The sequence below is a fragment of the Buttiauxella sp. genome, from assembly GCF_035271705.1.
Taxonomy (GTDB): Bacteria; Pseudomonadota; Gammaproteobacteria; order Enterobacterales; family Enterobacteriaceae; genus Buttiauxella.
This window is the reverse complement of the sequence record NZ_DATERI010000166.1, coordinates 25,575-52,289: the sequence shown is the minus strand read 5'-3', so window position 1 is coordinate 52,289 and position 26,715 is coordinate 25,575. Positions and strand designations below refer to the sequence as shown.

The following is a 26,715-nucleotide window of genomic DNA, read 5'->3' as shown; positions in this document are numbered from 1 at the left end:
CTCTTTACCCGCGACGACGGTAGAGACGATGTGGGCATTCTTCCACAGGTAATCACGCACTTTAGCGAGCAGGGCGGCGTCTTCAGAGAAACGCTCCATCAGAATGTAGCGCGCGCCGTCGAGGGCGGCTTTGGTGTCCGCAACGCCTTTGTAAGCGTCGATAAATTTCGCCGCTTCGGTATCGGGATCGTGGGACGGCTCGTTCCACAGCAGGTCGGCCAGCGGCTCAAGACCCGCTTCAATCGCAATCTGCCCACGCGTGCGGCGCTTCGGTTTATACGGCAGATAGAGATCTTCGAGTTCGGTTTTGCTCAGGGTGCCATTGATGGCGTTTTCCAGCTCGCTGGTCAGCTTGCCCTGTTCGCCAATGGATTTGAGGATTGCCTGCCGACGTTCTTCCAGCTCGCGCAAATAACCCAGGCGCGTTTCCAGGTTACGCAGCTGCGTGTCATCCAGACCACCGGTGACTTCCTTACGATAGCGTGCAATAAACGGCACGGTATTGCCTTCATCCAGCAGGCGAACGGCAGCATCCACCTGTTCGTTTCTGGCATGAAGTTCACTTGCAATAATGCGGCAGAGAGAATCATTCATCATGGGTTTGTCATCTGGTGAATTCAAAATTTCAGGGGATAGTTATACGGATTGAAGGGTAAAAATACCAGCCACAGCACCTTGTCGACGAGGAATCGGACAGTTCTGTTGTTGGCCTGTGGCCTATTTCTACCCTTCATACTTCAAGTTGCAGATGTGTTGGCTGCTCTCGTTCACCCGAATCACTTACCAGAGTAAGGTCATCGGGATTCTCGCTATTACCACCTTTCTGCATCTTGAATTATTTGGGTATCACATACTCGATTTCATTGATATACCACTGGGCTTCACCCGCTGGAGTTTGTACCACAGCCAGATCGCCCACTTCTTTTTTCAGTAGAGCTCGGGCCATAGGGGAGTCGATAGAGATGTAATCTCTGCGCCCAAAGATTTCGTCGTACCCAACGATGCGAAAACGCAGTGTATTTCCTTCATCATTTTCAATCTCGACCCATGCGCCAAAAAACACTTTGCCTTCTTGTTGTGGCGAATAGTCGACAATCTTTAATTGTTCGAGGCATTTTGTGAGATAACGCACTCTACGATCTATTTCTCGTAGTCTTTTTTTGTTGTACTGGTAGTCGGCATTTTCACTGCGATCGCCAAGACTTGCCGCCCAGGTAACCTTTTTAGTCACCTCTGGACGCTCTTCTCGCCACAAAGTGTCCTTTTCTTGTTTTAGCTTTTCATAGCCTTCACGGGTTATTAATGGCGTTTTCATCATCAAGCCTTGAATGGGTAGCACAATTAAGGTGATTTAAACCGAAATATCAGGGTGATGGCAATCCCGGAGATTTGCGAATCGGCTCATTTTTTGGTTAAAAAGAGTCTATAACCATCTGTTTAATATGCTTTGTAACAATTTCGACTAGAATATATACCAGATTTAACTGGTCGTAACCTCGCAGTTTTTTAAGAATACGCACTCACTGTTCGAGCCTTTGGGAGTATAAGAATGCAAGAGAACTATAAGATTCTGGTCGTGGATGACGATATGCGCTTACGTGCGCTGCTAGAACGTTATCTCACCGAACAAGGCTTCCAGGTCCGTAGCGTTGCTAACGCAGAACAGATGGATCGCCTGCTAACTCGTGAGTCCTTCCATCTGATGGTGCTTGATCTGATGTTGCCGGGCGAAGATGGCTTGTCTATCTGCCGCCGTTTGCGCAGCCAAAGCAACCCAATGCCAATTATTATGGTCACCGCGAAAGGCGAAGAAGTTGACCGTATCGTTGGGTTGGAAATTGGTGCTGACGACTACATTCCTAAACCATTTAACCCACGCGAACTGCTGGCCCGTATCCGCGCGGTTCTGCGCCGTCAGGCTAACGAACTGCCAGGTGCGCCTTCTCAGGAAGAAGCGGTTATCGCCTTTGGTAAATTTAAACTGAACCTCGGTACCCGTGAGATGTTCCGTGAAGATGAACCTATGCCATTAACCAGTGGTGAATTTGCGGTGCTGAAAGCACTGGTGAGCCATCCGCGCGAGCCGTTATCACGCGATAAACTGATGAACCTGGCGCGTGGTCGTGAATACAGCGCGATGGAACGTTCTATCGACGTGCAGATTTCTCGTCTGCGTCGCATGGTTGAAGAAGACCCTGCACATCCACGCTATATCCAGACCGTTTGGGGCCTGGGCTACGTATTCGTGCCGGACGGTTCTAAGGCATGAAGCGAGTCCGCTTCTCCCCCAGAAGCTCGTTTGCCCGCACGCTGTTACTGATCGTTACCTTGCTGTTTGTCAGCCTGGTGACGACCTATATTGTGGTGTTGAACTTCGCTATTCTGCCGAGCTTGCAACAGTTTAATAAGGTTCTGGCTTACGAAGTTCGTATGCTGATGACCGATAAACTGCAACTTGAAGATGGCACGCAACTGGTGGTTCCGCCTGCGTTTCGGCGTGAAATCTACCGCGAGTTGGGGATCTCTTTGTATTCCGATGAAGCGGCGGAAGATGCGGGGTTGCGCTGGGCGCAGCATTACGAATTCCTCAGTCATCAAATGGCGCAGCAATTGGGTGGCCCAACAGAAGTTCGTGTTGAGGTTAACAAGAGTTCGCCCGTTGTCTGGCTGAAGACGTGGCTGTCGCCAAATATCTGGGTTCGTGTCCCACTGACTGAAATTCATCAGGGCGATTTCTCGCCGCTGTTCCGCTACACGCTTGCGATAATGTTGCTCGCGATTGGTGGTGCGTGGCTGTTTATTCGTATCCAGAACCGACCCTTGGTTGACCTCGAGCATGCCGCTTTGCAGGTCGGTAAAGGCATTATTCCGCCACCATTGCGCGAATACGGCGCCTCAGAGGTGCGTTCGGTTACCCGTGCTTTCAATCATATGGCCGCCGGTGTGAAGCAGCTCTCCGATGATCGCACGCTATTAATGGCGGGCGTCAGCCACGATTTGCGTACACCACTCACTCGTATTCGTCTGGCAACAGAAATGATGAGTGCAGAAGATGGTTATCTCTCTGAGTCGATTAACAAAGATATCGAGGAGTGTAATGCGATAATCGAGCAGTTTATCGATTACCTGCGCACCGGGCAGGAGATGCCATTGGAAACCGCCGATCTTAATAGTGTGTTGGGTGAAGTGGTGGCTGCAGAAAGTGGCTATGAGCGGGAAATTGATACCAACCTTCAGGCGGGCGAATTGCTGGTTAATATCCATCCGTTGTCCATCAAACGTGCGGTAGCCAATATGGTGGTGAACGCCGCGCGATACGGCAATGGCTGGATCAAGGTAAGCAGTGGCGGCGAGCTAAACCGCGCCTGGTTCCAGGTAGAGGATGACGGCCCAGGGATTAAACCCGACCAGTTGAAGCATCTGTTCCAGCCGTTTGTACGCGGCGATAGTGCGCGTAGCACCAGTGGCACCGGTTTGGGGCTGGCTATCGTGCAGCGTATTATCGACAACCATAATGGCATGCTGGATATCGGCGCCAGCGAACGCGGTGGTCTGCGGATAAGGGCTTATTTGCCGTTACCGATGAAGAAATCTCCTCAACCTCTCAGTAGCGAGAGGGAATAAAAAAAAGCCCTCTCGTTATTGAGAGGGCTTTAAACTTTCTAACGCCTGGGCTAATTAAATCTTCGGCCCTGCGCTCACCAGCGCTGCACCCGCAGGGGTGTCAGTGTATTTCTCAAAGTTTTCGATAAACAACTTAGCCAGTTGTTCTGATTTTTGCTGCCACAGTTCTGGGGACGCATAGGTTTTACGTGGGTCCAGAATGTGGGAGTCAACGCCAGCCAATGCTGTCGGAACGGCAAGTCCAAAGATCGGCAGTGTGAAGGTTTCGATGTCGTCCAGCGAACCATCCAAAATCGCATCAATAATCGCGCGCGTGTCTTTGATAGAGATACGTTTGCCTGTACCGTTCCAGCCAGTGTTAACCAGATAAGCCTGAGCGCCCGACGCCTGCATGCGTTTCACCAGCACTTCTGCGTACTGCGTTGGGTGCAAAGACAAGAAGGCGGCACCGAAGCAGGCTGAGAAAGTTGGAGTCGGTTCCGTCACGCCACGTTCAGTACCCGCCAGTTTAGCGGTAAAGCCCGACAGGAAGTGATACTGCGTTTGATTTGCCGTCAGGCGTGAAACCGGAGGCAGAACACCAAATGCATCAGCGGTCAGGAAGATAACTTTGTTAGCATGGCCCGCTTTAGAAACAGGTTTAACGATGTTATCGATATGGTAAATCGGGTAGGAAACACGGGTGTTTTCGGTTTTAGATGCATCATCAAAATCAATCGAGCCGTCGTCGAGAACGGTTACGTTTTCCAGCAGAGCATCACGGCGAATCGCGTTAAAGATTTCCGGTTCAGCTTCTTTGGATAAACGAATGGTTTTCGCGTAGCAACCCCCCTCGAAATTGAACACACCGTCGTCGTCCCAGCCATGTTCGTCATCGCCAATCAGGCGGCGTTTTGGATCGGTAGAAAGCGTGGTTTTACCGGTGCCAGACAGGCCAAAGAACACCGCGACATCACCTTCTTCACCTACGTTTGCTGAGCAGTGCATAGAAGCAATGCCTTTCAACGGCAGCAGGTAGTTCATGATAGAGAACATACCTTTCTTCATTTCGCCACCGTACCAGGTCCCGCCAATCAGTTGCACGCGTTCGGTAAGGTTAAAAGCGACGAAGTTTTCAGAATTCAAACCCTGCTCTTTCCATTGTGGGTTAGTGCATTTCGCACCGTTCATCACCACAAAGTCAGCTTCGAAGGTTTCTAACTCTTCGTCAGTAGGACGGATGAACATGTTCTTAACGAAATGAGCTTGCCAGGCCACTTCAGTAATAAAACGCACGGAGAGGCGGGTGTCTGGGTTTGCACCGCAGAAAGCATCAATAATGAAGAGGCGTTTACCAGAAAGTTGCTGGGTGACGAGGCCTTTCAGATGCTGCCAGGTCTCTTCACTGAGCGGTTTATTGTCGTTTTTGCCTTTGCCATTATCCGCCCACCAAAGGGTATCGCGCGTTGTAGCGTCACGGACAATGTATTTATCTTTTGGGGAACGTCCGGTAAAAATACCGGTATCAACAGAAATCGCACCGAGATTTGTTTCTATGCCGCGCTCAAAACCTTCCAGATTGGGATCTAATTCTTCGTGGTACAAGGTGTCGTAATCAGGGTTATAAATCACTTCACTTGCGTCATGAACTCCATAAGCCTTGAGATCTTGCGGGGTTATACCTTTAACTCGCATTTCACTACTCCTTAGCCAATTTGTACTGCTTGAGATTGTAGGGTTGTTTATTGGTTGTTAACCGCGACACCTATCATAGATTTGAGTATCCACTTGAATCTATCGCGCGGAAAACGCTGTGAATCGAGTCACAACGGGGGGAGAGTATGGCAGGAAATACTAGCAGGACAGGGATAATGTTCTGGAAATGTTAAAAAATAGTGCGATTAACGGACGGGGTGTGATTTAACACTCAAATATCAGATAAATGAAAGTAGAAGTGCCCTTCCATATGGGGAAGGGCAAAAAGTAATCAATGAACTTGCGGATTTGCCGGGGAGGCATTGTTGCGGATCTCAGCAATGTCCATTGCATTGAACACGTAGTGGCTGCCGCAGTAATCACAGTTCATGTCGATATCACCGTCTTCTGCAATGATGTTATTCACTTCTTCATCAGGCAGTGTTCTTAGGGCATCGGCACAGCGCTCACGTGAACAAGTACATTTAAATTCGACCATCTGCGGTTCGTAAAGTGTCACTTCTTCTTCGTGGTACAAACGCCACAGCACATCGTTGGCTGGTAACGTCAACAATTCTTCAGCCTTAATGGTTTCAGTCAGGGCCGCCAGGTGATTGAAATCATCTGCCTGAGCATCTTGCGCTGGAAGAACTTGCAACAGCATGCCGCCCGCAGCGGGTTTGCCGTCAACATCGCCGGTACGGATAAACAGACGTGTCGGTAGCTGCTCGGAACGTAAGAAGTAATCCTCCAGACAGGCTGCCAGAGTATCACCTTCAAGCCCAACTACACCTTGATAGCGCTCGCCTTCAGCCGGAGTAATCGTGATAACCAGATAGCCGTTACCCACCAGAGCTTTCAAATCCGCATCGGCAGGAATGTCACCTTTAAAACGCGCGACACCGCGCATTTGCTGGTTATTATTGCCGTTAATCACGGCAAGGTTCATTGGGCCATCACCCTGCAATTGCACGGTAATGTCACCATCAAATTTGAGGGTCGCAGTCAGCAGGCTAGTGGCGACCAGCAATTCACCGAGAATCGTTTTCACCGGGGCTGGGTAATCATGGTTTTCCATGATGTGCTGCCAGGTATCAGAAACCGTTACCAGTTCACCGCGGACGGCGAAGTTTTCAAACAGGTAACGATGTAATTGGTCTTGTTGAGCCATAATTTTCTCTCATGCATATGACAGCTATACCCGTCATCTTTCAAGTTGCAGATGTGTTAGCTGCTGTTGCTCACCCGAATCACTTACTTGAGTAAGCTCATCGGGATTCACTCGTTTGCTGCCTTCCTGCATCTTGAATTCTATTGGGTCTATTCGTTGCCACTGTGTTTAAATTTCATCAAATCACGACGCTCTTTTTTATCGGGGCGACGGTCGGGGTGGGGCATTGTCAGCGCATTCAGCTTGCGTGCCAGCGCCACTTTTTCCCGCTTAGTAATACTTTCTTCTGTCTCTTCATACAGCTGCGAGGCATCTGTGGCCGGGCGGCGTTGCTCGTTGATTGCCAGTACTTTGACGGTTTTCTCGTCATTGCCCTGACGTAGCGTCAACATGGCGTTCAGCTCAACGATTTTACTCGGCTTACTACGTTGGCCGTTGTAATGCACCTTGCCGCCTTCTACCATTTCCCGGGCAATCGCACGGGTTTTATAAAAACGCGCGGCCCACAGCCATTTGTCGAGACGTACACCTTCAGACGATTTTTCTTTCATCACGACTCCTTAAACATCAACTTCGGGAGTAGTCGGCGATAGTCGTTCAATGCCGGATGGCGTTGATAGGTTTTGTCGGCCTGGCCCGAATCGGGATTGGTCACGCCCAGGCAATAGCGAATGCCAAATTTTGCGGCGGAATCCAGAATCGGCTCGCTATCATCTATAAACAGCGTTTTTTCAGGTTCCAGTCCGGTATGTTTAGCAACAGCTTGCCACAACCGCTGATCTTCTTTAGGATAACCAAATGTGTGGGTGGAAAGTAATAAATCAAGGTGCTGAGCTAAACCGGTGTGTTCGAGTTTGACAGCCAGATTATGGGGATGCGCATTGGTCAGCAAAATACGGCGCTTACCGCAGGATTTCAGGGCGTCGAGGAACGGGACGGTATCTTCACGTAGTACCGCGTTTGGCCCTTGTGCGGTGGTCATCGCACAAATATCCAAACCCAGACGCTCACTCCAGTAATCCAGACAGTACCAGTTTAGCGTATGTTGCACGGCGTGATATTCCCGGGCGATCAGCTGATGTGCTTCATCAAGTGGAATCGCTCTTTGCTGGCTGACGCTTTCTGGTACCAATTTCTGCCAGAAGTGATTATCGAATGCGAGATCCAACAACGTGCCATCCATATCCAGCAAGACGGTATCGACATCTTGCCAGGCTATATCAATATGCATAGGGTTCGGGCCTGATAATAAAAGAAACTGCGTGACAGGTTAGCACAACCTGACACGCGAAGTTTAGAACAGCGGGCGTACAGCGGAGATCGCGGTAAGTGATGGATTCATGCAGTTGTCATAGTACTGCTGGATTTGCACCAGACGGTTGCGATTGCGGCGATAACGACGAATGGCCAGCGCACCGTTGACGAGCAGGCAAACAATCATGCTGATAAGCAACACAGTGGTACTGATATAACTCCACAAACTGCTGCTGTCCGGGACTCGATGCAGGGAAATATGCTTGGTACCGTTCGCATCCTGACGAATGCCGGTAATAATCCCTTCGGCTTTGAAAGGTGTTTTGAGGAGCATTTCGGCTAGCCGCTGGAACTCAGTCCATTGCTCTTGCGCCGGAATATCGTACAACGGAACGGGCGGTAAGGGCTGGTCCACCAGGTCGCCACCTTCGTCACTAATAATCACATATCCACCAGGTGCTGGGCTATTGAGAGCCTGTGCCGCGCGAGATGTTTCACGGACAATGAAGGGTGCCGTCGATGTGGTAACCAGATTGTCCAGCGACTCGGCACTGACTGGACGCAGCAAAACATTCACACCTGTGAGTTTTCCTGAATCCGCTTTTTTGGTCAGCGTATCCCAATCTTTAGTATTGCCCAGGTTCACCAACGCATTTTTCAGACGGATACATTCGTCATCATTGGTGCAGAGCGCCTGAGTTTTCAGAACAATACCGGCGAAATCATCCAGCAACACCATGCCTGATTTCTGAATGGCGCTGCGTAGCTGTGGGTTAACTTTTGAATCATCGCTGGTTTGCGGATGGATTTGCCCACCGACTGCCTGCGTCAACGCCGCGGCTTTATCTGTGATATCTGAATCCGGTACCGGCAGAGGCTGGGCGGTATTCCAGATAATTTGCGAACAGTCGAACGGCGTAAACGGGTAAGTCTGTCGCGTGCTGTAGGTATCTGGCGTGTGGATATTACACATACCCGTGCCGTTGACTTTTAACGTGTCACCCACTGTGAGTGTTGTTTTATCGAGCTCAGCCACTGTCTTTGCTTCGATAGTTTGCGCACCCGCCAACCAGGACATACTCAGTTTGAGTGGCATTTCTAACGGCACCCAGATTGCCAACATCGTCAGCACCAGTAAACTTCCAGCTGCAATCACCAGATTGCGCACCCAATGCTGAATAGGGAAGTTGCGAACTTCGTCATGCAACGAAAGAAAACGCCCCTGGCGAAGCACTTGGCGGTCGAGATAAATATCAATATCTGTTTTTTGGCCAAGATCCTGATTAACGTATGGTTGCCAGTGGGCGGGGTAGATCAGGTCGATTATGCCTAACGAGATATTGTTAATCTGCTCTTGATTAGATTCACCAAAAAGCCCCCAACGTTTTGGGGTGCCGCGCAAACAGTGAACTTCACGCAGTGCATTTTTTGCCGGAGGAGCAAATAAACCCCACAGACTCGCGGCCAGCAGCATAAAGGCGCCACCCACTAACCAGGGTAAAACGACCGATGGAGTCACCAGACACAAAAACAGCATCACAAATGCCACACAGATGAGGATAGCCTCGCGTAATCCATCGGGGCGGCTTAGCGCGTACTCTTCAGGTGTTTCCTGACGGATGTTCAGCAGCTCTATTTGTTCGCTTTCTTCGCCACGAATCGACGCCTGGCTATGAGGGCTCTTTTCCAGAGCGAAACCAAAGTTTTCACTGCTGTAGTCGATAAGTGTATGCCCGTTAAGGGAAATCACTAACGGCATGGATTCAGTACGAATCAGCTCAACGTAGTTATCGTTGGTAATGTACTGTTCCCAGAATGGAGGAAGATGCACCTCTACAGAATCGAGGTAGTAGCGCCACTTATTGGGATCGTCTGTGGATAAGCCATATCGGGTGATGGAACGGGTAAGCGAGAGCGCAGTGTTACTCAGCGCATTGAGGACCAGTTTGGTCGGCGCAGCACTGGCGCCAGAAGGCCCTACGATATCCTGGGTGCGGGCTAAAGAATCGATATAGTTTTCAATAGCGACACGTTCATCAGCGGTCAGCTTACGCGAGGTCGCGCCACTAAAAGATTGTGCTTGTGAGGCACGACTGCGTAAACGCAGGCTTCGCCAGATTAGCCACCCCGCAATTAAGATGCAGGCCAGCATAGCAGCTAAAAGAAGTAATAAGGTGCTCATGCTTTCCCCATCAAACACTCGTTTTTTTTATTAAAACGTAGCAAGTTGCACCCCGTACAGCATTCGGGCGTTCACTTACCCAAATCGCTTAACTACCTAAGTTCATCGAGACTTGTTCTCTTGCTGCCTCGCTGACACTCAAATTATGTTGGGCATAGAAGTAAATATCGGCAACTATGGCATCAATCTTGAGATATTTTTTTGCGCATAGACTGCTGTAACATAATGTTAGCAAAGCGACTTTGCGAGAAATATCAGCAAATTCCTATTTCAATTGCAACCTATTGACATGTAGCAGAGACTTTGAAAAATCATTTAAAGTTACAGGAATGTAAATAATATCGAATGTTCGTTGCGTGAGATATGTGGCATAACGCACAATGACGTACCTGCATTTACTTTTAGCCCAGCCACGATGAGTAAACCCTTACAAAAACCGACCATTTTACATGTTGAAACCGTGGCCCGTTCACGGCTGTTTAATGTCGAAACGGTGGACCTGGAATTTAGCAACGGTGTGCGCCGTGTCTATGAAAGGATGCGCCCGTCTGCGCACGAAGCTGTAATGATAGTGCCTATCATCGATAACCATTTGATTTTGATCCGTGAATACGCGGTTGGAACCGAATCCTATGAGCTTGGGTTCTCTAAAGGGTTAATCGATCCGGGTGAGACTGTCTTTGAAGCAGCGAATCGCGAGCTGAAAGAAGAGGTAGGATTTGGCTCTAATCAACTGACCTTCTTGAAAAAGTTGACGATGGCGCCCTCCTATTTTTCCAGCAAAATGAACATCGTTATTGCTGAAGATCTCTATCCTGAATCGCTGGAAGGTGACGAACCAGAAGAGTTGCCGCAAGTCCGTTGGCCGCTGGAATCGCTACTTGATTTGCTCGACGAAGAAGATTTTAGCGAAGCGCGAAATGTGAGTGCGCTTTTCTTGGTACGTGAATGGCTTAAAGAGAAGGGGCGTTTGTAAACCCGTTGATACAAGCATACCCAAACAACTTCAAGCTGCAGGAAGGCGGCAAGACCATCAGTCCCCAGGAACATAGATAATCATGTGACTGGGGCGAATGGGTGTTGCCAACTCATCTGCAGCTTGAAAGGCGACGGGTATATTAGAACAATTCGTGGCTTTCGCCGTTATCAATTAGCGTTGTACCCACTTCATGCACTGCTTGCTGTGTCGGTTGGGTACCTTCAATAAAGAACTCCGGACGACTACTCCCGCCATTGGCCAATTGCCCGGTATAACGGTCAATATTTACAGTGACGACGCCCGGTGGTGGTGTTAACGGTTCTTCCGGTACTCCTTCCAGAACAGCTTTCATAAAATCATCCCATGCAGGCTGAGCACTCTTTGCTCCACCCTCATAACCTGAGATTTGATCTTTAATCGCACCTGATGCGGATGTCCGTCCAAGGTCACGACGATGGTCATCAAAACCAATCCATACGGATGTCACGACACCCGGCCCGTAGCCTGAGAACCATGCGTCTTTTGAACTGTTGGTGGTACCTGTTTTGCCGCCAATATCATTCCGTTTCAGGTCACGGCTCGCACGCCAGCCGGTGCCTTGCCAACCGGGTTCGCCATAAATATTGGAGTTAAGCGCACTTTTGATCAGGAATGCCAATGGCGTGTTGATGACGTGCGGTGCGTATTCAGGCGGGCTGCTCTGCGCAACCAACTCGCTGTTCGCTTGTTCAAGCTTTGGCATTGGAACGTTGGCGTTCTGTTGTCCCTGAGACTGCGCGACGTCTTCGACATCCTGGTTTTCCAGCACGTTAGACTTCGGCGTGTCGCCGTAAATCACGGGGATATCACAATCCGGGCAGGCGACTTTCGGTTTCGCTTCAAAGATAGTGCCACCGATTTCATTCTCAATTTTTGAGATGTAATACGGGTCTACCAGGAAACCACCGTTAGCCATGACAGAATAACCGCGAGCGACTTGCATTGGCGTGAATGAGGCTGAGCCTAATGCCAGGGATTCGGTGTGAACAATGTTCTGCGCAGGGAAGCCAAAACGCTGTAGATATTCAGCCGCGTAGTCAACCCCCATCGCTCGCATCGCACGCACCATCACCACGTTCTTCGACTGGCCAAGACCCTGACGCAATCTGATTGGACCTGCATATTCTGGCGGTGAGTTTTTCGGACGCCAGTCGGAGCCCGCGCCCGCATCCCAGCGCGAAATAGGCACATCGTTCAGCACGCTCGCAAGCGTCAGGCCCTTATCCATCGCCGCGGTGTAAAGGAACGGTTTGATGTTGGAGCCCACCTGACGTAATGCTTGGGTGGCTCGGTTGAATTTGCTCTGATTGAAGTCAAAGCCACCAACCAACGCTACAACGGCACCGTCGTGTGGATTGATAGAAACCAGCGCGGAGTTCACATCCGGAACTTGCCCAAGCCACCAATTTTCATCAACTTTACGCACCCAGATTTGTTGCCCCGTTTGCACGACATCCGTCACTTTGCGTGGCGTTGGGCCTTGCGCGGTGTCTGAACGATATGGGCGCGCCCAGCGCATACCATCCATATCGATGGAAACGGCGCTACCGTCAGCCATCAATGCAGTCGCTTCTAATGGGGTTGCCTGGGTAATCACGGCAGGGAACAGCGGGCCGTAAGCGGGAAGATTCTTTAACGAATCGACAATCTTAGTTTTTTCCCACGGCGTTTCGCCCACTTTCCACAGCGCATTAGATGGGCCACGGTAACCATGACGCATATCGTAATCTATGACGTTATTGCGTACAGCTTGTTGAGCGGCTTGCTGAGTTTTACGCGTGATGGTGGTGTAAACCTTATAACCATCTTCGTAGGCTTTCTCGCCATAACGCGCCACCATATCCTGACGCACCAGCTCAGAAAGATACGATGCAGAGAAGGCGATTTCTGGGGCGTGATAGTTAGCCTCAATGAGCTGATTACGCGCTTCGTTGTACTGTGTTTGGGTAATATAGCTTTCGCTCAACATCCGCGATAACACGACATTACGACGAGAAACGGCACGTTCCATTGAGTAAAGTGGGTTAAAGGTTGACGGTGCTTTTGGCAAACCAGCAATGACCGCCATTTCGCTCAGCGTCAGTTGATCAATCGACTTACCAAAATAGACCTGGGCCGCGGCACCGACACCATATGCGCGGTAACCGAGATAAATCTTGTTGAGGTATAACTCGAGGATTTCATCTTTGGTCAGCAACTGCTCAATACGAATCGCCAGGAACACTTCTTTTATCTTACGAGTCAGAGTGCGTTCAGGGCTCAGGAAGAAGTTACGTGCCAATTGCTGCGTGATGGTACTTGCACCTTGAGATGCATGACCAGAAAACAGTGCCACACTGGCAGCACGGAAGATCCCAACAGGATCAACACCATGGTGCTCGTAGAAACGGCTATCCTCGGTCGCAATAAAAGCTTTCACCATAACGGGTGGGATTTGATTGAGCGTCACTGGAATACGGCGCTTCTCACCGTATTGAGCCATTAACTCACCATCAGCGCTATAAACCTGCATTGGGATCTGGAGCCGCACGTCTTTAAGCGTGGCGACATCAGGCAACTGCGGTTCAATAAATTTGTAGAGCCCGAAGATCGAGCCTGCTCCCAGCAGAATGCAACATACTGCAAGGATTAATAAATACTTTACGAACTTCACCTTAAATTTCCCATTACGTTTCCATTGGGCAGTTTATAAACAACCGCGCGGTAGTATAAAGGCAAGCCAGTGGCATTGGTATGGCATTTTCCTCGCAGGGCGATAAGGAGATCGTAATCATGATGTTCGCAACCTGGCAAATAGGCCTGGATATTCAACATGAAAGCATTCGTGCTGTGGCTGTTCAACGTCAGCGGCAAGGATGGCAGCTTCGGCATTGGTGGCAACTCCCCTTGCCCGAAGGAACCTTTCGCGACGGCTTGTTAACCAATGCTGAAGCATTCACTAAAGCTATGCTGGACTGGCGAAAAGAATTGCCGGTGCGCCATCAATTACGTGTTTCTTTCCCCACTCAGAGAACATTGCAACGCCCCGTTCCAGCCCCTGATAAACATCTGGCTGAATCTGCAAGTGAAGCGTATATCGCATCAGCAACCGCCCGGCAGCTGCAAATGACACCGGCGCAATTGTGCTGGGATTATTTAGCGTCACAAGATGTTGCTGACCCGCATCTGATCATAGCTGCGCGCCAGACAGATGTCGCCGCGTTGATAAAAAGTCTGGCCGCGGTAAAGCTCTATCCGGCCACGCTGACTCCAGGGGCGAGTGCATTACCGCTACTTATTGCACCGTGTCATTTGGAGAAGTGTGAGTATCTAGTGCATCGCGAAGGGAATCACTGGTTGTGGGCGTCTACCGAAATAACGCCACGCTGGGGATGGGCTGATACCCATACCGTGCCAACGATTATCGATTTTTGTCAGCAATTTAAAACCGAGCCGGAGAGGGTGGCACTGAGTTTCGCGCAACCGGAGTCACAGCCGGCGGGTTTTTTACCGTTGGATGCTTGGTCTGCACTATCACGCTTTCAACCACCATTACCGCGCCATGGTGGGATGTTTACGGTTGCGATAGGGCTGGCAATAGGCAGGGTGTCCCGATGAACGTACTGATTAATTTGCTGCCCTGGCGCCAGACACTACGCCAGAAGAGGGTGCGCCATTGGAGTGTCTTACTTGCTCTGGTTTTAATACTCGCACCGCTTTTAACAACAGGTTGGCGGCTGTTATCGGTATGGAAATTAAGCCAGCAGCAGACTCAACGTGAATACATGGCAAATATGCTCCCCGCATTGCAGTCCCTCTATCAGCAACGGTTGGGCTTAGATGAGCTGCGAAGAAAACGCCTGCGGTTGCAGCAAATTCGTGATGGGCAGCAACAGGCCGTGCAGATATGGGAGCAGCGATTGATCCGGCTGGCAGGTGGCTTACCTACTGGAGCCTGGCTGTCTTCTCTGAGCCTGCAAAAGGGGCGAATTGAGATTAAGGGGCACGCGACTGAGCTGGAAGACATGCGGAGGTTCGAACAGGAGCTCGCTCAGCTTGACGGTATTGCTGAAGTTAAGGCTGGCGCGCTTGAGCATGAATCACAAGGTGGATTTGGCTTCGGTTTCACACTCACGCTGTCTGAGGTGGTAAATGCCCTGGCTAATTGAACGCTGGTTGAGTGGGGCGCGTTGGGTTCGCGTCGTAACCTTTGCTTCCATAACCAGTATGGCCACGCTTGCCGCGGGGCTGTTGCTGTTACTGCCGCAGCACTCTCAAATTCAACAGCTGCAAGCGAACAGCGAGCAAATGGGTCAACAACTGGCGGAGTTAAGACACAAAATTCGGCAATTGACTGCACTTGAACAACCGATTTCCCCGTCGAATCCACCGTTGTTTTCCGTGACTGAGTTTGTCAGGCAAGCGGGCGGGCAATTAGTGAAGTGGCAGCCTGACGATAAAAGCGCTGTTCTGAACATACTGGTTCCATGGGAAAAACTGCCGGAATTATTCATACGGCTCGCTGAATATCGGATTGTGGCAGAACACTCGTTCACCATTACGGCACAAGGGGAGTTACTCAATCTGGTGCTGACCATGGAGTTTACCGATGATTCGTAGCATGGGTGGGTTGATATTGCTGGTCATCTCCTCGGCTTGGGCTCTACCTCCAAACCCGTTTCAGCCACATATTTCACCTTGCGACAGTCTGGCTGCCCAGCTTGGGAGTTGGGGACTAAAGGGCGTTATCAATTCAACTGAGACCAGCACGGCTTTGATGCTCAGCCCGCAAGGTGCATGGCGGCGAATTAAGTCAGATAGCGAACTCTTTAAAGGTGTGCAGATTGAAAGTGTGGGTGAGGGATTCGTCGTCGCAAAACTCGACCCTGGCTGCCCACTCTCTTCTTACCGCTGGGAAATCAAAGGAAAAGTACATGCAATGGATGCGGGCATTACTACTGACGCTGGTGCTGCCAATCACCAGCCAAGCCGATAAAGGTATTTCACTGGTGCTTGATGACGCACCCATAACCCAGGTGTTGCAGGCGCTGGCTGAAACTCAACACGTTAACCTGTTGATTGCCCCCGGAGTTGAAGGGGTGTTGTCGCTAAACTTAATCAATGTGCCGTGGAAACAAGCGTTTCAACTGGTGCTCAATAGCGCGGAGCTCAGCCAACAACGGGACGGCAACGTTATACAAATTCAGCCTAAGGCTCGCCAGCGGGAGCAGCAAATGCTAGCGATGGAACAGCGCAAACAACACATCCTCAATCAACCGATTTTGCAGCAGGTATTTGCCCCTCATCATGCCGAGGTTGAAGAGTTAGCCGCTGCGTTGAAGTCGGCAGGAACTAAACTGATAAGTCCCTTAGGCTACATCACGGTGGATAAACGAACTAACCGATTGATTGTGCATGATAATAAAGATGTGTTGAAACAGGTCGGTGCCTGGATTGCTGAAATGGATTTACCGATTGGGCAGGTCGAGATCGAAGCCCATATTGTGACCATCAACAAGGATAAGCTGCGTGAACTGGGCGTGAAATGGTCAACGGCGGAGCAAACCGGAGAAAGTAAAATCTATCAACCCACAGGAATCTCGGCCGATCTCTCAGTCGCAAGTGCGACGACAAAAATCGGCTTCAATATTGCCCGCATTGATGGTCGAATGTTGGAACTTGAGCTTTCAGCTCTGGAACAACAGCAACAACTGGAGATTATTGCCAGCCCTCGCTTGATGGCGGCGCATCAGCAGCCTGCCAGCATTAAACAAGGTACTGAGATCCCTTATCAGGTTTCTAGCGGTGAAAGTGGGGCAACTTCAATCGAATTTAAAGAGGCGGTTCTGGGGATGGAAGTGACGCCAACTATTCAGCCGTATGGCAACATTCGTCTAAAACTACGTATCAGCCAAAACATGCCGGGCAAAAGTATTCAGCAGGCTGATGGCGAAGTGTTGGCGATAGACAAGCAAGAGATAGAAACTGTGGTTGCCGTGAAAAATGGCGAAACCCTCGCACTGGGCGGGATTTTCCAGCAGCACAACAAAGACAGTAGTGATAGTGTCCCTCTGCTGGGCGCACTACCTCTAGTCGGTAGTCTGTTTCGCCATGATGCTAAAAATCATCAACGCCGAGAATTAGTGGTATTTATTACACCGCGGCTTATCCCTGTTCCGTAGTATTTTCGTTCAGCGGAGTGGAGTTTTTTTTTGAAACAGTGTTCAGGTGTTTGACGGCGGAGAGGAATTAGCTTACAAGGTGTACCGTTTCGAGAGGCTGGTTGCACAATACTTGTGACAGATAACCCTGATTGATGCATTTTCTTCTTCATGAGAACGCTGGGGAATATAATCGGTTGCCAAACTACCTTGAGTATTGAGATAATTTTCAGTCTGACTCTCGCACTATCGCATATGAGGTTTCAGTTCATGTCCCGCTGCACCTGGTTTTAACAGGGCGGGTTTATCATCAACGAATTGTCTTAGTAGTACCGAAAAAATGGCAGAGAAACGCAATATCTTTCTGGTTGGGCCTATGGGTGCCGGCAAAAGCACTATTGGGCGTCAGTTAGCTCAGCAACTCAATATGGAATTTTTCGATTCTGATCAAGAGATTGAGAAACGTACCGGAGCTGATGTGGGCTGGGTATTCGACGTTGAAGGCGAAGACGGCTTCCGCGATCGCGAAGAAAAAATCATCAACGAACTCACTGAAAAACAGGGCATTGTGCTGGCAACTGGCGGCGGCTCTGTGAAGTCTCGTGAGACCCGTAACCGTCTCTCCGCCCGTGGAGTTGTGGTGTATCTTGAAACCACAATCGAAAAACAGCTTGCTCGTACACAGCGTGATAAAAAGCGCCCACTACTGCAAGTTGAGACTCCACCGCGTGAAGTTCTTGAAGCATTAGCTCAAGAGCGCAATCCTCTTTATGAAGAGATTGCTGATGTGACGATTCGCACTGACGACCAAAGTGCCAAAGTGGTTGCTAACCAGATTATTCATATGTTGGAAAGCAATTGATTCTGGCTTAATCGAAAAAAACGCCTGCGGGCTAAGCAACATCAAGGTGGACTTCGCGTTATGGAGAGGTTAACAGTCACTCTCGGGGAACGTAGTTACCCTATCACCATTGCTGCTGGGTTATTTAGTGACTCGGCATCTTTTGGGCCGTTGAAAGCTGGCGACCAAACGATGCTGGTGACCAATGAAACCCTGGCGCCGCTCTACCTGGATAAGGTGCGTGGCGTGCTTGAGCAAGCGGGCGTTAAAGTCGATTCCGTCATCCTTCCGGATGGCGAACAATTTAAAAGCCTCGCAGTATTAGACACTGTCTTTACCGCGTTGCTTAAAAAGCCACATGGTCGTGACACGACACTCATCGCCCTTGGCGGCGGTGTCGTCGGTGACCTGACTGGCTTTGCGGCCGCGAGTTATCAACGCGGCGTACGTTTTATTCAAGTTCCGACCACATTGCTTTCGCAAGTGGACTCTTCTGTTGGCGGAAAAACAGCCGTTAACCATCCCCTCGGTAAAAATATGATTGGTGCGTTCTACCAGCCAGCTTCGGTTGTGGTGGATCTCGACTGTCTGAATACTTTACCGGCGCGAGAGTTAGCATCTGGCCTGGCAGAAGTGATCAAGTACGGCATTATTCTCGACGGTGAGTTTTTCGATTGGCTTGAGGAAAACCTGGATGCATTGCTTGCGCTTGATGGCAAAGCTTTGGCCTGGTGTATTCGCCGTTGTTGTGAGCTGAAAGCAGAAGTCGTTGCGGCTGACGAGCGCGAAAGTGGCTTACGTGCTTTACTGAATTTGGGTCACACCTTTGGTCATGCTATCGAAGCTGAAATGGGTTATGGTAACTGGTTGCATGGTGAAGCTGTTGCCGCTGGTATGGTCATGGCGGCGCGTACAGCACAGCGTCTTGGTAACTTCAGTGAAGCCGATGTACAGCGAATCATCAAGCTGCTGCAACGTGCTGGGCTGCCCGTGACGGGGCCGAAAGAAATGCTTGCTGCCGCGTATATGCCCCACATGATGCGTGACAAGAAAGTTTTGGCTGGTGAGCTGCGATTAGTGTTGCCACTGGCTATTGGGAAGAGTGAAATGCGTGGCGGAGTGCCACATGATGTCGTTTTGTCCGCCATTGCTGATTGTCAGCAGGCTTAATTATTAGAAATTTCGGTCGCTGCAGCCAGGCGATTTTTAACTTCGGGTGATGTGCTGAGTTCGTATCGCTGGCATAAGCCTTTGAGTGGGGTGTTAAATGGATGATTTTAAACCGGAAGATGAGCTGAAGCCCGATCCCAGTGATCGTCGTTCAAGCCGTACCCGTAGAGCTGATGATCGCGACAGTGAACCACACATCAATGTCGATGATGTTGAATTAGACGCCGACGAGTCTCGTCCAGCGCGTTCCCGCCGCACTCGTGACGAAGAAGAAGAGTACGAAAGCGAAGATGAACTGCAAGTTGATGCAGAAGAACGTCGTCCGGCACGTGCTCGTAAAAAATCCGCTAAACAGAAAGCCCCAGTTTCCCGCCAGCATCTGATGATGGGCGTTGGTATCCTGGTACTGCTGCTACTCATCATTGGGATTGGTTCAGCGCTGAAAGCCCCTTCTACGACTGAAACTGCAGATCAAAAATCAGGTGCTGAGAAAAACATCGATTTGTCTGGTTCCGCGAGCACTGCCGCCGATCAGACTAATGGTGCGCAACCGAAACTTGGTTCGACATCAGCAGTTAATCAGACAGAAAACGCAGGCAATCCTCAAGAAGTGACTCTTCCTGCAATTTCTTCAACTCCTACTGACGCACAAACTCAGCCTGCACCTCAGGGCCAGCAACGTGTTGAAGTTCCGGGTGATCTGAATAATGCACTGACCCAACAATCGGGCCAGATTGACAATGTTGTGAGCAATTCAACGTTGCCAACAGCACCAGCTACCGTCGCGGCAGTTGCGGGTAGCAATAGCGCAACGACAGCTCCACGTCCGGTCGCGAAATCAGAGCCTGCGAAGCAAGCAGCGCCACGTCAAGAACGTAAAACTGCAGTGATTGAGCCGCAAAAAGCTCAACCGGCTAAGCAACAGCCAGTGGCGAAAAGCACAGTAGCGGAACCCAAACCGGTAACGACTGCGAAACGTAGCGAGCCAGTGACGGCGCCAACGGCGACCGCACCTGTTAAAGTCCCAGTGACCGTCGTTGCACCAAAAGCAACGGCCACTGAAACCGCAGCGGTCCCAGCACCAGCAGCACCAGCACCGAAAGCAGCCCCTGTGACTGCTGCCACTGGCGCGGTAGCGGGTGATAGCGGCGCAATCAAAGGCGCTCCTGGTAGCAATTACACCTTACAACTCAGCTCCTCTTCTAACTCAGATAACTTGAATGCCTGGGCGAAGAAAGAGAAACTGCAACACTATATGGTCTACCAGACAGTACGAAATGGTCAGCCATGGTACGTGTTGGTTAGCGGTATTTACGCCAGCAAAGATGAGGCAAAGCGTGCTGTTGCAACATTGCCAGCTGATGTACAGGCCAAGAACCCATGGGCAAAACCTATCCATCAGGTTCAGTCTGATCTGAAGTGATGAACAAGCGCAGCCGCTGTTGGAACCTTTCCACAGCAGGAAAAGGTGTAAATAGTTAGGCAGCATGAAAAAAAATCGCGCTTTTCTGAAATGGGCAGGGGGTAAATACCCCCTGCTCGAAGACATTAAAAAGTATCTGCCGAAAGGTGACTGTCTGATTGAGCCGTTTGTCGGTGCTGGCTCAGTCTTTCTGAATACTGATTACTCCCGTTATATCCTCGCAGATATTAATAGCGATCTGATTAATCTATACAACATCGTCAAAACCCGTACGGATGAGTACGTTGAGGAGTCCCGAAAACTCTTCACCGCTGCACAAAACGACGAACAAGCGTTCTACCTCAATCGAACTGAATTTAATCTATGCAAAGATGAATTCCGTCGCGCACTGCTGTTTTTATATCTGAACCGCCATTGTTACAACGGCCTTTGTCGTTATAACCTACGTGGTGAATTCAACGTCCCGTTTGGCCGCTACATCAAACCCTACTTCCCAGAAGAGGAGTTGTATCATTTTGCCGAACGGGCACAACACGCCACATTCCTGTGTCAGTCGTATGATGTCAGCATGGCGAATGTAGCCGCGGGATCTGTGGTCTATTGCGACCCGCCGTACGCGCCATTGTCTGCTACTGCTAATTTTACGGCGTACCACACTGATAGCTTTAATATGGTGCAGCAACAGCATCTGGCTCAATTAGCTGAAAACCTGCGAGGAAATCGCATCCCGGTTCTGATTTCTAACCATGACACAGAGCTTACCCGGGTGTGGTATCAGCAAGCCAAACTGCATGTGGTACAAGTGCGACGTAGTATTAGCCGGAATGGCGAGAAACGTAACAAGGTGGACGAACTGCTGGCGCTTTACAAAGTAGGTGCCTAGGCTGTTTCGCCCGCAGTCGTTTTTGATTTGCTATTGGAGAAGCGGATGAAACAGTTTTTGATTGCCCCATCAATCCTCTCTGCCGACTTTGCCCGCCTGGGTGAAGACACAGCTGCGGTATTGGCTGCTGGTGCGGATGTCGTCCATTTTGATGTTATGGATAACCACTACGTCCCGAATCTCACCATCGGCCCGATGGTATTAAAAGCCCTGCGTGATTATGGGATTACCGCGCCTGTTGATGTGCATCTGATGGTGAAACCCGTTGACCGTATTATTCCGGATTTCGCCGCGGCCGGTGCCAACATCATCACCTTCCATCCTGAAGCGTCCGAGCATGTTGATCGTTCCCTGCAACTGATTAAAGAACATGGCTGCAAAGCGGGGCTGGTGCTAAATCCGGCTACGTCGCTGAGTTGCCTTGATCATGTGATGGATAAGCTGGATGTGATTTTGCTGATGTCGGTCAACCCAGGTTTTGGCGGGCAATCTTTCATTCCTCATACGCTGGAAAAACTGCGTCAGGTGCGTGAGCGCATTGATGCTTCCGGTTATGACATCCGCCTGGAAGTTGATGGTGGCGTGAAGGTTGACAACATCGCTGAAATTGCTGCAGCAGGCGCAGATATGTTTGTCGCCGGTTCTGCTATTTTCAATCAGCCGGATTACAAAACTGTTATTGACCGTATGCGCAGTGAGTTGGCAAGGGTAAGTCATGGATAAGTTAAATAAAATTCGCGGCATCGCCTTTGATTTAGACGGTACGCTGGTTGACACCGCATTGGGGCTAACCGAGGCTTTGGACCAGGCGCTGTATGCACTGGAGTTGCCGGCTGCGGGTGAAGAAAAAGTGGTAAAGTGGATCGGCAATGGGGCTGATATCCTGGTTCAGCGAGCGCTGACCTGGGCGTTAAAAGGCGAAGAGCCACAAGAAGATCAATGCCGCATTGCACGTAAAATTTTTGACTCCTTCTACGCGCAAACCGCGGAAGAAGGCAGTTATTTGTTCCCTGAAGTGGCTAACACGCTGGCAGCTTTGGCCGAGAAAGGTCTGCCTATGGGGCTTGTGACGAATAAGCCGACACCATTTGTGCTGCCAATGCTGGAAAGATTGGGTATCGCGCATTACTTCCAAATCATTATTGGCGGCGACGATGTGGAAAATAAAAAACCGCATCCCGAAGCGCTGCACAAAGTGATGGAACAGTTGAATTTGAGTGCTGAAGAGCTGTTGTTTGTTGGGGATTCCCGCAATGACATTCTCGCAGCGCAGGCGGCGGGATGCTGTTCTATTGGCCTGACCTACGGTTACAACTATGGTGAAGCCATCGCGTTAAGCAAACCTGATTACGTGTTTGACCACTTCAACGATTTATTGCCCGCATTAGGGCTCTCTAACAAAGAACATCAGGAATCGAAACATGAGTAAACCCATTGTCTTTAGTGGCGCACAGCCATCAGGTGAATTGACCATTGGTAACTACATGGGTGCGCTGCGTCAGTGGGTCCATATGCAAGATGATTACCATTGCATTTACTGCATCGTTGATCAGCACGCAATTACTGTGCGTCAGGATGCGACTCAACTGCGTAAAGCGACGTTAGATACCCTGGCGCTTTACCTCGCCTGCGGAATTGATCCGGCAAAGAGCACTATCTTCGTACAGTCTCACGTGCCAGAGCACGCGCAGCTAAGCTGGGTGCTGAACTGCTACACCTATTTCGGTGAGCTGAGCCGCATGACTCAGTTTAAAGACAAGTCTTCCCGTTACGCGGAAAACATTAACGCCGGTCTGTTCGATTATCCGGTTCTGATGGCGGCTGATATTCTGCTGTACCAAACCAACCTGGTACCGGTCGGTGAAGATCAGAAACAGCACCTGGAACTGAGTCGCGATATCGCTGCCCGTTTCAATGCGCTGTATGGCGATGTGTTCAAAGTGCCAGAGCCGTTTATTCCGAAATCAGGCGCACGCGTCATGTCGCTGCTTGAGCCGACGAAGAAAATGTCTAAATCAGACGATAACCGCAATAACGTTATTGGCCTGCTGGAAGACCCGAAATCGGTAGTGAAGAAAATCAAACGTGCGGTAACCGACTCTGATGAGCCGCCTGTCGTTCGCTATGACACCGCTAATAAAGCGGGTGTTTCAAACATGCTGGATATTCTTTCTGGAGTCACGGGTAAATCAATCCCTGAACTAGAACAGCAGTTTGAAGGAAAAATGTATGGTCATCTGAAAGGTGATGTTGCTGATGCGGTTTCTGGCATGCTGACTGAGTTGCAGGAACGTTATAACCGTTTCCGTAACGACGAAGCGTTGTTGCAGCAAGTGATGAAAGACGGCGCTGTAAAAGCTCGCTCTCACGCAGCCGCCACGCTGAAGAAAGTTTATGACGTCATTGGTTTTGTGGCACAGCCTTAATTTTTAAAACCATTCTCACCCTGACCCTCTCTTTCGAGAGAGGGTTTTGCAACGTATGATTCGTATTAATTCCAATCGCAGTAGTGCACAGACGGTGCTGAGAATATTGCAGCAAAGTGGTGAAGGGTTATAAAGTAAAACACCCTCACTGGGAGGGCGTATTAAAAATTTGTGGCTATTATTATTTTTGTGGAGTTGCTGGGCCACAACCACCAATAATTTTAGAAATAGAAATGGCTGGGTGCAGTAAATAATCATAACCGCAAGATTTGTCTTTGTTCTCAATATGACCAGTACAGCCAGACAACAGAGCCAGGACAGCCAGTGCAGATGCAGCTTTTACGAACTTGTTCATTGATATTCCCTATCATTAATTACTTGGATGTAATGAGGCACTTCAAAAAGGCCATTAAGTATAGGGGCTGCTTGCCATATCACTAAGTCTGAAACCAGACGCATGGTTACATGAAATAAATATTGCCTATAATGATTGGTAAAATAATTAATAACTTATAAATAAAAAGGCTTGCCGGAATAATCTGACAAGCCTTTTTTTTATCTTAAATTAGAATTAGTGGTTCGAGAACCAATTCAACCTATCGCGCAATGCCACCACTCGCCCAACAATAATCAGCGCCGGGCTTGCAACCTGTGTCGATAATTCACCGAGTTCGCTTAATACGCCACTGACTACACGTTGTGTCACTGCGGTGCCGTTTTCTACCAGCGCGACCGGCATATCAGCAGACATACCGTGCTCAATCAGTTTTGCCTGAATCGCTGGGGCTTGGTTCAGGCCCATATAAAACACCAGAGTCTGTTTTTCTGCCGCCAGGTTTTCCCAGTCTAACTCGCCACCTGTCTTCAAATGACCTGTTACCAGACGGACACTTTGCGCGTAATCGCGGTGAGTTAATGGAATACCTGAATACGCGGAACAGCCGGACGCCGCAGTAATACCAGGAACCACAGAGAATGGAATGCCACCGTCACACAGCGTTTCTAACTCTTCGCCACCACGACCAAAGATAAACGGGTCGCCACCTTTCAGACGCACAACGCGTTTACCGCTTTGCGCTTCTCGCAGCAAAATCTGATTAATCTCTTCTTGCGGGACACAGTGATAACCCGCACGTTTACCCACGAATACACGGTCAGCATCGCGACGAACCAAGTTCATGATGTCATCGGAAACCAGGCGGTCATACACCACGACATCGGCCTGTTGGATTTGCTGTAACCCTTTTAAGGTCAGCAATCCGGCATCACCAGGGCCTGCGCCGACCAAGACCACTTCACCTCGATGATCCAGTGGTGTCGCGAACATCGACTCCGTTTCTTTGTCGATGGCTAATGGGTCTTCGTTGGCCAGATACTGTGCCAGACGATCATTGGTGAAGAACTTCTCCCAGAAGCGACGGCGCTCGCCCATGGTTTTGAAATTGGTTTTCACTCGGCCACGCAGCGTGCCAGCGTAAGAGGCGATTTTCCCCAAATGCAGCGGCAGAATGGCTTCGAGTTTTTCACGTAGCAGGCGGGCAAGGACGGGAGATGTCCCACCTGAAGAGACAGCAACCATTAGCGGTGAGCGGTCAATAATCGATGGCATGATGAAGCTGGCTTGCTTGGGCGCATCAACGACGTTGCAGAAAATACGGCGGGATTCGCACGCATCACTGACGGATTGATTGACAGCATCGTTGTCTGTCGCGGCAATTGCTAACCAACTCTCATCAAGCAATGCTGGAAGGAATTCACCCTGAACCAGGGTAATCATGCCCTGTTCAGCCCACACCTGAAATTGTGGGGAGAAATCCAGGGCATTTACAGTGACTTTTGCACCTGCCTCCATCAACAAACGCGCTTTACGTTCTGCAACGTCGCCACCACCGACAAGTAGGCAGGCACGGCCTTGCAATTGACAAAATATAGGCAGGTGATCCACAGTGAATCCTCACAAGAAGTTAGTTGCGTGCAGTCTCCGGCGCGGCGATTCGCTCAGGCTGTGGACGTTCGGCTTTCGGAGTAGCATACCAATAACCCAGACCCATGAATACTACACCAGAAAGGGTATTCCCAAGCGTTACCCACAGCAGGTTGTGACCGATACCAGTAAGGGTATAAGCGTCGCTGTGATGACCAAACCAGGAAAGGGCAAACAGGGTCATGTTGGCAATGGAGTGTTCGTAACCGGAAGCGATAAACGCCAGCAGACACCACCAGATAGCGATGAATTTCGCTGCACCTTCAGTGCGTACAGCCATCCAGATTGCAAGACAAACCAACCAGTTACACAGTGCCCCTTTAAAGAACAGCACCATGGCCGGAGCGGTGGTTTTTGCAAGTGCAGCGGTATGTACCAGGCTGGTATCTAACGGCAGAAGGCTACCGCCACCCCATTTATAGAGCAGTGCAACAAACACAGAACCCACCAGGTTACCTAACCAGGTTTTCGGCAATATGCCCCACATCTGGCCGTGGGTAATGGTGCCGGCTTTCACACCAAACGTCAGGAACATCGTGTGTCCGGTGAATAATTCAGAGCCAGCAATGATGACCAGCGTCAGGGCGATGCCGAAGGTCGCTCCCATAACCAGTGGACGCAGTGAAGGCTCGACTAAATTACCGAGAGTGAAAATCAGAATGATACCCAGGCCGACATAAGCCCCCGCCATTGCGGAGCTTATCCAGAAACCAAGAGGATTGTTATTCGACAATTTGGCAATGCGCGCGGCATTCGCCGCACATTTATTAATGGTATCGGTGAACATTTTTGTCATCCCAAGAAATGAAAAGAAAATAAGAATTTAATAGAACGTAGGGTGGAAAAGCGTAGCGTCTTCCACCGTCTGTAAATGGCGGATGACGCGTTGCTAATGCGCCCTACGTTGAAGCCTCAGGGGCTTTTT

At 50.0% G+C, this 26,715-nt stretch carries 26 protein-coding genes; 15 read left to right on the top strand and 11 right to left on the bottom strand.

Annotated elements, in window-relative coordinates; translation table 11 throughout:
* Both VJY99_RS15205 and greB read right to left on the bottom strand, forming a co-directional pair.
* The coding region (locus VJY99_RS15205; RefSeq protein ID WP_324119912.1) for a Tex-like N-terminal domain-containing protein at positions 1-597 on the bottom strand (597 nt) is incomplete at its 3' end.
* A gap of 238 nt (positions 598-835) precedes the next feature.
* Positions 836-1,315 (bottom strand): transcription elongation factor GreB, encoded by a 480-nt coding sequence (greB, locus tag VJY99_RS15200; protein WP_324119910.1) that lies wholly within the window; start codon positions 1,313-1,315, stop codon positions 836-838.
* Between the two features lie 234 nt (positions 1,316-1,549).
* Between greB and ompR the strand changes: the two genes are divergently transcribed.
* Positions 1,550-2,269, top strand: coding sequence for a two-component system response regulator OmpR (gene ompR / locus VJY99_RS15195; protein WP_001157751.1), 720 nt, complete (start codon positions 1,550-1,552; stop codon positions 2,267-2,269).
* Positions 2,266-3,624, top strand: coding sequence for a two-component system sensor histidine kinase EnvZ (gene envZ, locus VJY99_RS15190; protein WP_324119908.1), 1,359 nt, complete (start codon positions 2,266-2,268; stop codon positions 3,622-3,624). The genes ompR and envZ overlap by 4 nt, the downstream gene beginning before the upstream one ends.
* 54 nt (positions 3,625-3,678) lie before the next feature.
* Here the strand turns inward: envZ and pckA are convergent, their stop codons facing one another.
* The 5 genes from pckA to VJY99_RS15165 all read right to left on the bottom strand — a co-directional run bounded on the left by pckA (position 3,679) and on the right by VJY99_RS15165 (position 9,905).
* Positions 3,679-5,298, bottom strand: coding sequence for a phosphoenolpyruvate carboxykinase (ATP) (gene pckA, locus VJY99_RS15185; RefSeq protein ID WP_324119906.1), 1,620 nt, complete (start codon positions 5,296-5,298; stop codon positions 3,679-3,681).
* A 292-nt stretch (positions 5,299-5,590) separates the two neighbouring features.
* Positions 5,591-6,469: an Hsp33 family molecular chaperone HslO gene (gene hslO, locus VJY99_RS15180; protein ID WP_324119904.1), complete on the bottom strand. Its 879-nt coding sequence runs from the start codon at positions 6,467-6,469 to the stop codon at positions 5,591-5,593.
* Between the two features lie 149 nt (positions 6,470-6,618).
* Positions 6,619-7,020 (bottom strand): ribosome-associated heat shock protein Hsp15, encoded by a 402-nt coding sequence (gene hslR / locus VJY99_RS15175; protein ID WP_324119902.1) that lies wholly within the window; start codon positions 7,018-7,020, stop codon positions 6,619-6,621.
* Positions 7,020-7,700 carry a GMP/IMP nucleotidase gene (yrfG, locus tag VJY99_RS15170; protein WP_324119900.1) on the bottom strand — a complete coding sequence of 227 codons (681 nt, stop codon included), beginning with the start codon at positions 7,698-7,700 and terminating at the stop codon, positions 7,020-7,022. The genes hslR and yrfG overlap by 1 nt, the downstream gene beginning before the upstream one ends.
* Positions 7,701-7,763: 63 nt before the next feature.
* The gene (locus tag VJY99_RS15165; RefSeq protein WP_324119899.1) at positions 7,764-9,905 is read right to left on the bottom strand and encodes an intracellular growth attenuator family protein; all 2,142 of its coding nucleotides are present in this window, start codon (positions 9,903-9,905) and stop codon (positions 7,764-7,766) included.
* Positions 9,906-10,320: 415 nt separating this feature from the next.
* Between VJY99_RS15165 and nudE the strand changes: the two genes are divergently transcribed.
* Positions 10,321-10,881: an ADP compounds hydrolase NudE gene (gene nudE, locus VJY99_RS15160; RefSeq protein ID WP_324119897.1), complete on the top strand. Its 561-nt coding sequence runs from the start codon at positions 10,321-10,323 to the stop codon at positions 10,879-10,881.
* A 142-nt stretch (positions 10,882-11,023) separates the two neighbouring features.
* Here the strand turns inward: nudE and mrcA are convergent, their stop codons facing one another.
* On the bottom strand, positions 11,024-13,576 hold the full coding sequence (mrcA, locus tag VJY99_RS15155; protein WP_324119895.1) for a peptidoglycan glycosyltransferase/peptidoglycan DD-transpeptidase MrcA: 2,553 nt from the start codon (positions 13,574-13,576) through the stop codon (positions 11,024-11,026).
* A 119-nt stretch (positions 13,577-13,695) separates the two neighbouring features.
* Between mrcA and VJY99_RS15150 the strand changes: the two genes are divergently transcribed.
* The 12 genes from VJY99_RS15150 to trpS all read left to right on the top strand — a co-directional run bounded on the left by VJY99_RS15150 (position 13,696) and on the right by trpS (position 23,806).
* On the top strand, positions 13,696-14,520 hold the full coding sequence (locus tag VJY99_RS15150; protein WP_324119893.1) for a pilus assembly protein: 825 nt from the start codon (positions 13,696-13,698) through the stop codon (positions 14,518-14,520).
* Positions 14,517-15,071: a PilN domain-containing protein gene (locus VJY99_RS15145; protein ID WP_324119891.1), complete on the top strand. Its 555-nt coding sequence runs from the start codon at positions 14,517-14,519 to the stop codon at positions 15,069-15,071. The genes VJY99_RS15150 and VJY99_RS15145 overlap by 4 nt, the downstream gene beginning before the upstream one ends.
* A complete protein-coding gene (locus tag VJY99_RS15140) occupies positions 15,055-15,522 on the top strand; it encodes a hypothetical protein (protein WP_324119890.1) in 468 nt (155 codons plus the stop codon). The genes VJY99_RS15145 and VJY99_RS15140 overlap by 17 nt, the downstream gene beginning before the upstream one ends.
* On the top strand, positions 15,512-15,898 hold the full coding sequence (locus VJY99_RS15135; RefSeq protein ID WP_324119888.1) for a HofP DNA utilization family protein: 387 nt from the start codon (positions 15,512-15,514) through the stop codon (positions 15,896-15,898). Before VJY99_RS15140 ends, VJY99_RS15135 begins: the two co-directional genes overlap by 11 nt.
* Positions 15,837-17,084 carry a type IV pilus secretin PilQ gene (pilQ, locus tag VJY99_RS15130; protein WP_324119886.1) on the top strand — a complete coding sequence of 416 codons (1,248 nt, stop codon included), beginning with the start codon at positions 15,837-15,839 and terminating at the stop codon, positions 17,082-17,084. Before VJY99_RS15135 ends, pilQ begins: the two co-directional genes overlap by 62 nt.
* A 319-nt stretch (positions 17,085-17,403) precedes the next feature.
* Positions 17,404-17,925: a shikimate kinase AroK gene (gene aroK / locus VJY99_RS15125; RefSeq protein WP_064542836.1), complete on the top strand. Its 522-nt coding sequence runs from the start codon at positions 17,404-17,406 to the stop codon at positions 17,923-17,925.
* 60 nt (positions 17,926-17,985) lie between these two features.
* Positions 17,986-19,074: a 3-dehydroquinate synthase gene (gene aroB, locus VJY99_RS15120; protein ID WP_324119883.1), complete on the top strand. Its 1,089-nt coding sequence runs from the start codon at positions 17,986-17,988 to the stop codon at positions 19,072-19,074.
* 97 nt (positions 19,075-19,171) lie between these two features.
* Positions 19,172-20,497, top strand: coding sequence for a cell division protein DamX (damX, locus tag VJY99_RS15115; protein ID WP_324119881.1), 1,326 nt, complete (start codon positions 19,172-19,174; stop codon positions 20,495-20,497).
* Between the two features lie 64 nt (positions 20,498-20,561).
* Complete coding sequence (dam, locus tag VJY99_RS15110) at positions 20,562-21,380, top strand: adenine-specific DNA-methyltransferase (RefSeq protein WP_324119879.1); 819 nt, start codon at positions 20,562-20,564, stop codon at positions 21,378-21,380.
* A 45-nt stretch (positions 21,381-21,425) separates the two neighbouring features.
* Positions 21,426-22,103, top strand: a complete 678-nt coding sequence (rpe, locus tag VJY99_RS15105) for a ribulose-phosphate 3-epimerase (RefSeq protein ID WP_324119877.1) — start codon at positions 21,426-21,428, stop codon at positions 22,101-22,103.
* Positions 22,096-22,809, top strand: a complete 714-nt coding sequence (locus VJY99_RS15100; protein ID WP_324119876.1) for a phosphoglycolate phosphatase — start codon at positions 22,096-22,098, stop codon at positions 22,807-22,809. Before rpe ends, VJY99_RS15100 begins: the two co-directional genes overlap by 8 nt.
* Positions 22,802-23,806 carry a tryptophan--tRNA ligase gene (gene trpS, locus VJY99_RS15095; protein ID WP_324119874.1) on the top strand — a complete coding sequence of 335 codons (1,005 nt, stop codon included), beginning with the start codon at positions 22,802-22,804 and terminating at the stop codon, positions 23,804-23,806. Before VJY99_RS15100 ends, trpS begins: the two co-directional genes overlap by 8 nt.
* 181 nt (positions 23,807-23,987) lie before the next feature.
* Here the strand turns inward: trpS and VJY99_RS15090 are convergent, their stop codons facing one another.
* The 3 genes from VJY99_RS15090 to nirC all read right to left on the bottom strand — a co-directional run bounded on the left by VJY99_RS15090 (position 23,988) and on the right by nirC (position 26,577).
* Positions 23,988-24,161 carry a DUF4223 family protein gene (locus VJY99_RS15090; RefSeq protein ID WP_064542878.1) on the bottom strand — a complete coding sequence of 58 codons (174 nt, stop codon included), beginning with the start codon at positions 24,159-24,161 and terminating at the stop codon, positions 23,988-23,990.
* A gap of 216 nt (positions 24,162-24,377) precedes the next feature.
* On the bottom strand, positions 24,378-25,751 hold the full coding sequence (cysG, locus tag VJY99_RS15085) for a siroheme synthase CysG (RefSeq protein ID WP_324119871.1): 1,374 nt from the start codon (positions 25,749-25,751) through the stop codon (positions 24,378-24,380).
* A 19-nt stretch (positions 25,752-25,770) separates the two neighbouring features.
* The gene (gene nirC / locus VJY99_RS15080) at positions 25,771-26,577 is read right to left on the bottom strand and encodes a nitrite transporter NirC (protein WP_324119869.1); all 807 of its coding nucleotides are present in this window, start codon (positions 26,575-26,577) and stop codon (positions 25,771-25,773) included.
* Between the last annotated feature and the right edge of the window lie 138 nt (positions 26,578-26,715).

Excerpts from the sequence above, each read along its gene's own strand:
- ompR (WP_001157751.1), top strand. The coding sequence starts at position 1,550 with ATGCAAGAGAACTATAAGATTCTGGTCGTGGATGACGATATGCGCTTA.
- pckA (WP_324119906.1), bottom strand. The coding sequence starts at position 5,298 with ATGCGAGTTAAAGGTATAACCCCGCAAGATCTCAAGGCTTATGGAGTT.
- envZ (WP_324119908.1), top strand. The coding sequence starts at position 2,266 with ATGAAGCGAGTCCGCTTCTCCCCCAGAAGCTCGTTTGCCCGCACGCTG.
- aroB (WP_324119883.1), top strand. The coding sequence starts at position 17,986 with ATGGAGAGGTTAACAGTCACTCTCGGGGAACGTAGTTACCCTATCACC.
- VJY99_RS15100 (WP_324119876.1), top strand. The coding sequence starts at position 22,096 with ATGGATAAGTTAAATAAAATTCGCGGCATCGCCTTTGATTTAGACGGT.
- greB (WP_324119910.1), bottom strand. The coding sequence starts at position 1,315 with ATGAAAACGCCATTAATAACCCGTGAAGGCTATGAAAAGCTAAAACAA.
- nirC (WP_324119869.1), bottom strand. The coding sequence starts at position 26,577 with ATGTTCACCGATACCATTAATAAATGTGCGGCGAATGCCGCGCGCATT.
- damX (WP_324119881.1), top strand. The coding sequence starts at position 19,172 with ATGGATGATTTTAAACCGGAAGATGAGCTGAAGCCCGATCCCAGTGAT.
- hslO (WP_324119904.1), bottom strand. The coding sequence starts at position 6,469 with ATGGCTCAACAAGACCAATTACATCGTTACCTGTTTGAAAACTTCGCC.
- aroK (WP_064542836.1), top strand. The coding sequence starts at position 17,404 with ATGGCAGAGAAACGCAATATCTTTCTGGTTGGGCCTATGGGTGCCGGC.
- pilQ (WP_324119886.1), top strand. The coding sequence starts at position 15,837 with ATGCAATGGATGCGGGCATTACTACTGACGCTGGTGCTGCCAATCACC.
- nudE (WP_324119897.1), top strand. The coding sequence starts at position 10,321 with ATGAGTAAACCCTTACAAAAACCGACCATTTTACATGTTGAAACCGTG.
- rpe (WP_324119877.1), top strand. The coding sequence starts at position 21,426 with ATGAAACAGTTTTTGATTGCCCCATCAATCCTCTCTGCCGACTTTGCC.
- VJY99_RS15150 (WP_324119893.1), top strand. The coding sequence starts at position 13,696 with ATGATGTTCGCAACCTGGCAAATAGGCCTGGATATTCAACATGAAAGC.
- yrfG (WP_324119900.1), bottom strand. The coding sequence starts at position 7,700 with ATGCATATTGATATAGCCTGGCAAGATGTCGATACCGTCTTGCTGGAT.
- VJY99_RS15140 (WP_324119890.1), top strand. The coding sequence starts at position 15,055 with ATGCCCTGGCTAATTGAACGCTGGTTGAGTGGGGCGCGTTGGGTTCGC.
- dam (WP_324119879.1), top strand. The coding sequence starts at position 20,562 with ATGAAAAAAAATCGCGCTTTTCTGAAATGGGCAGGGGGTAAATACCCC.
- VJY99_RS15165 (WP_324119899.1), bottom strand. The coding sequence starts at position 9,905 with ATGAGCACCTTATTACTTCTTTTAGCTGCTATGCTGGCCTGCATCTTA.
- VJY99_RS15145 (WP_324119891.1), top strand. The coding sequence starts at position 14,517 with ATGAACGTACTGATTAATTTGCTGCCCTGGCGCCAGACACTACGCCAG.
- hslR (WP_324119902.1), bottom strand. The coding sequence starts at position 7,020 with ATGAAAGAAAAATCGTCTGAAGGTGTACGTCTCGACAAATGGCTGTGG.
- VJY99_RS15135 (WP_324119888.1), top strand. The coding sequence starts at position 15,512 with ATGATTCGTAGCATGGGTGGGTTGATATTGCTGGTCATCTCCTCGGCT.
- trpS (WP_324119874.1), top strand. The coding sequence starts at position 22,802 with ATGAGTAAACCCATTGTCTTTAGTGGCGCACAGCCATCAGGTGAATTG.
- VJY99_RS15090 (WP_064542878.1), bottom strand. The coding sequence starts at position 24,161 with ATGAACAAGTTCGTAAAAGCTGCATCTGCACTGGCTGTCCTGGCTCTG.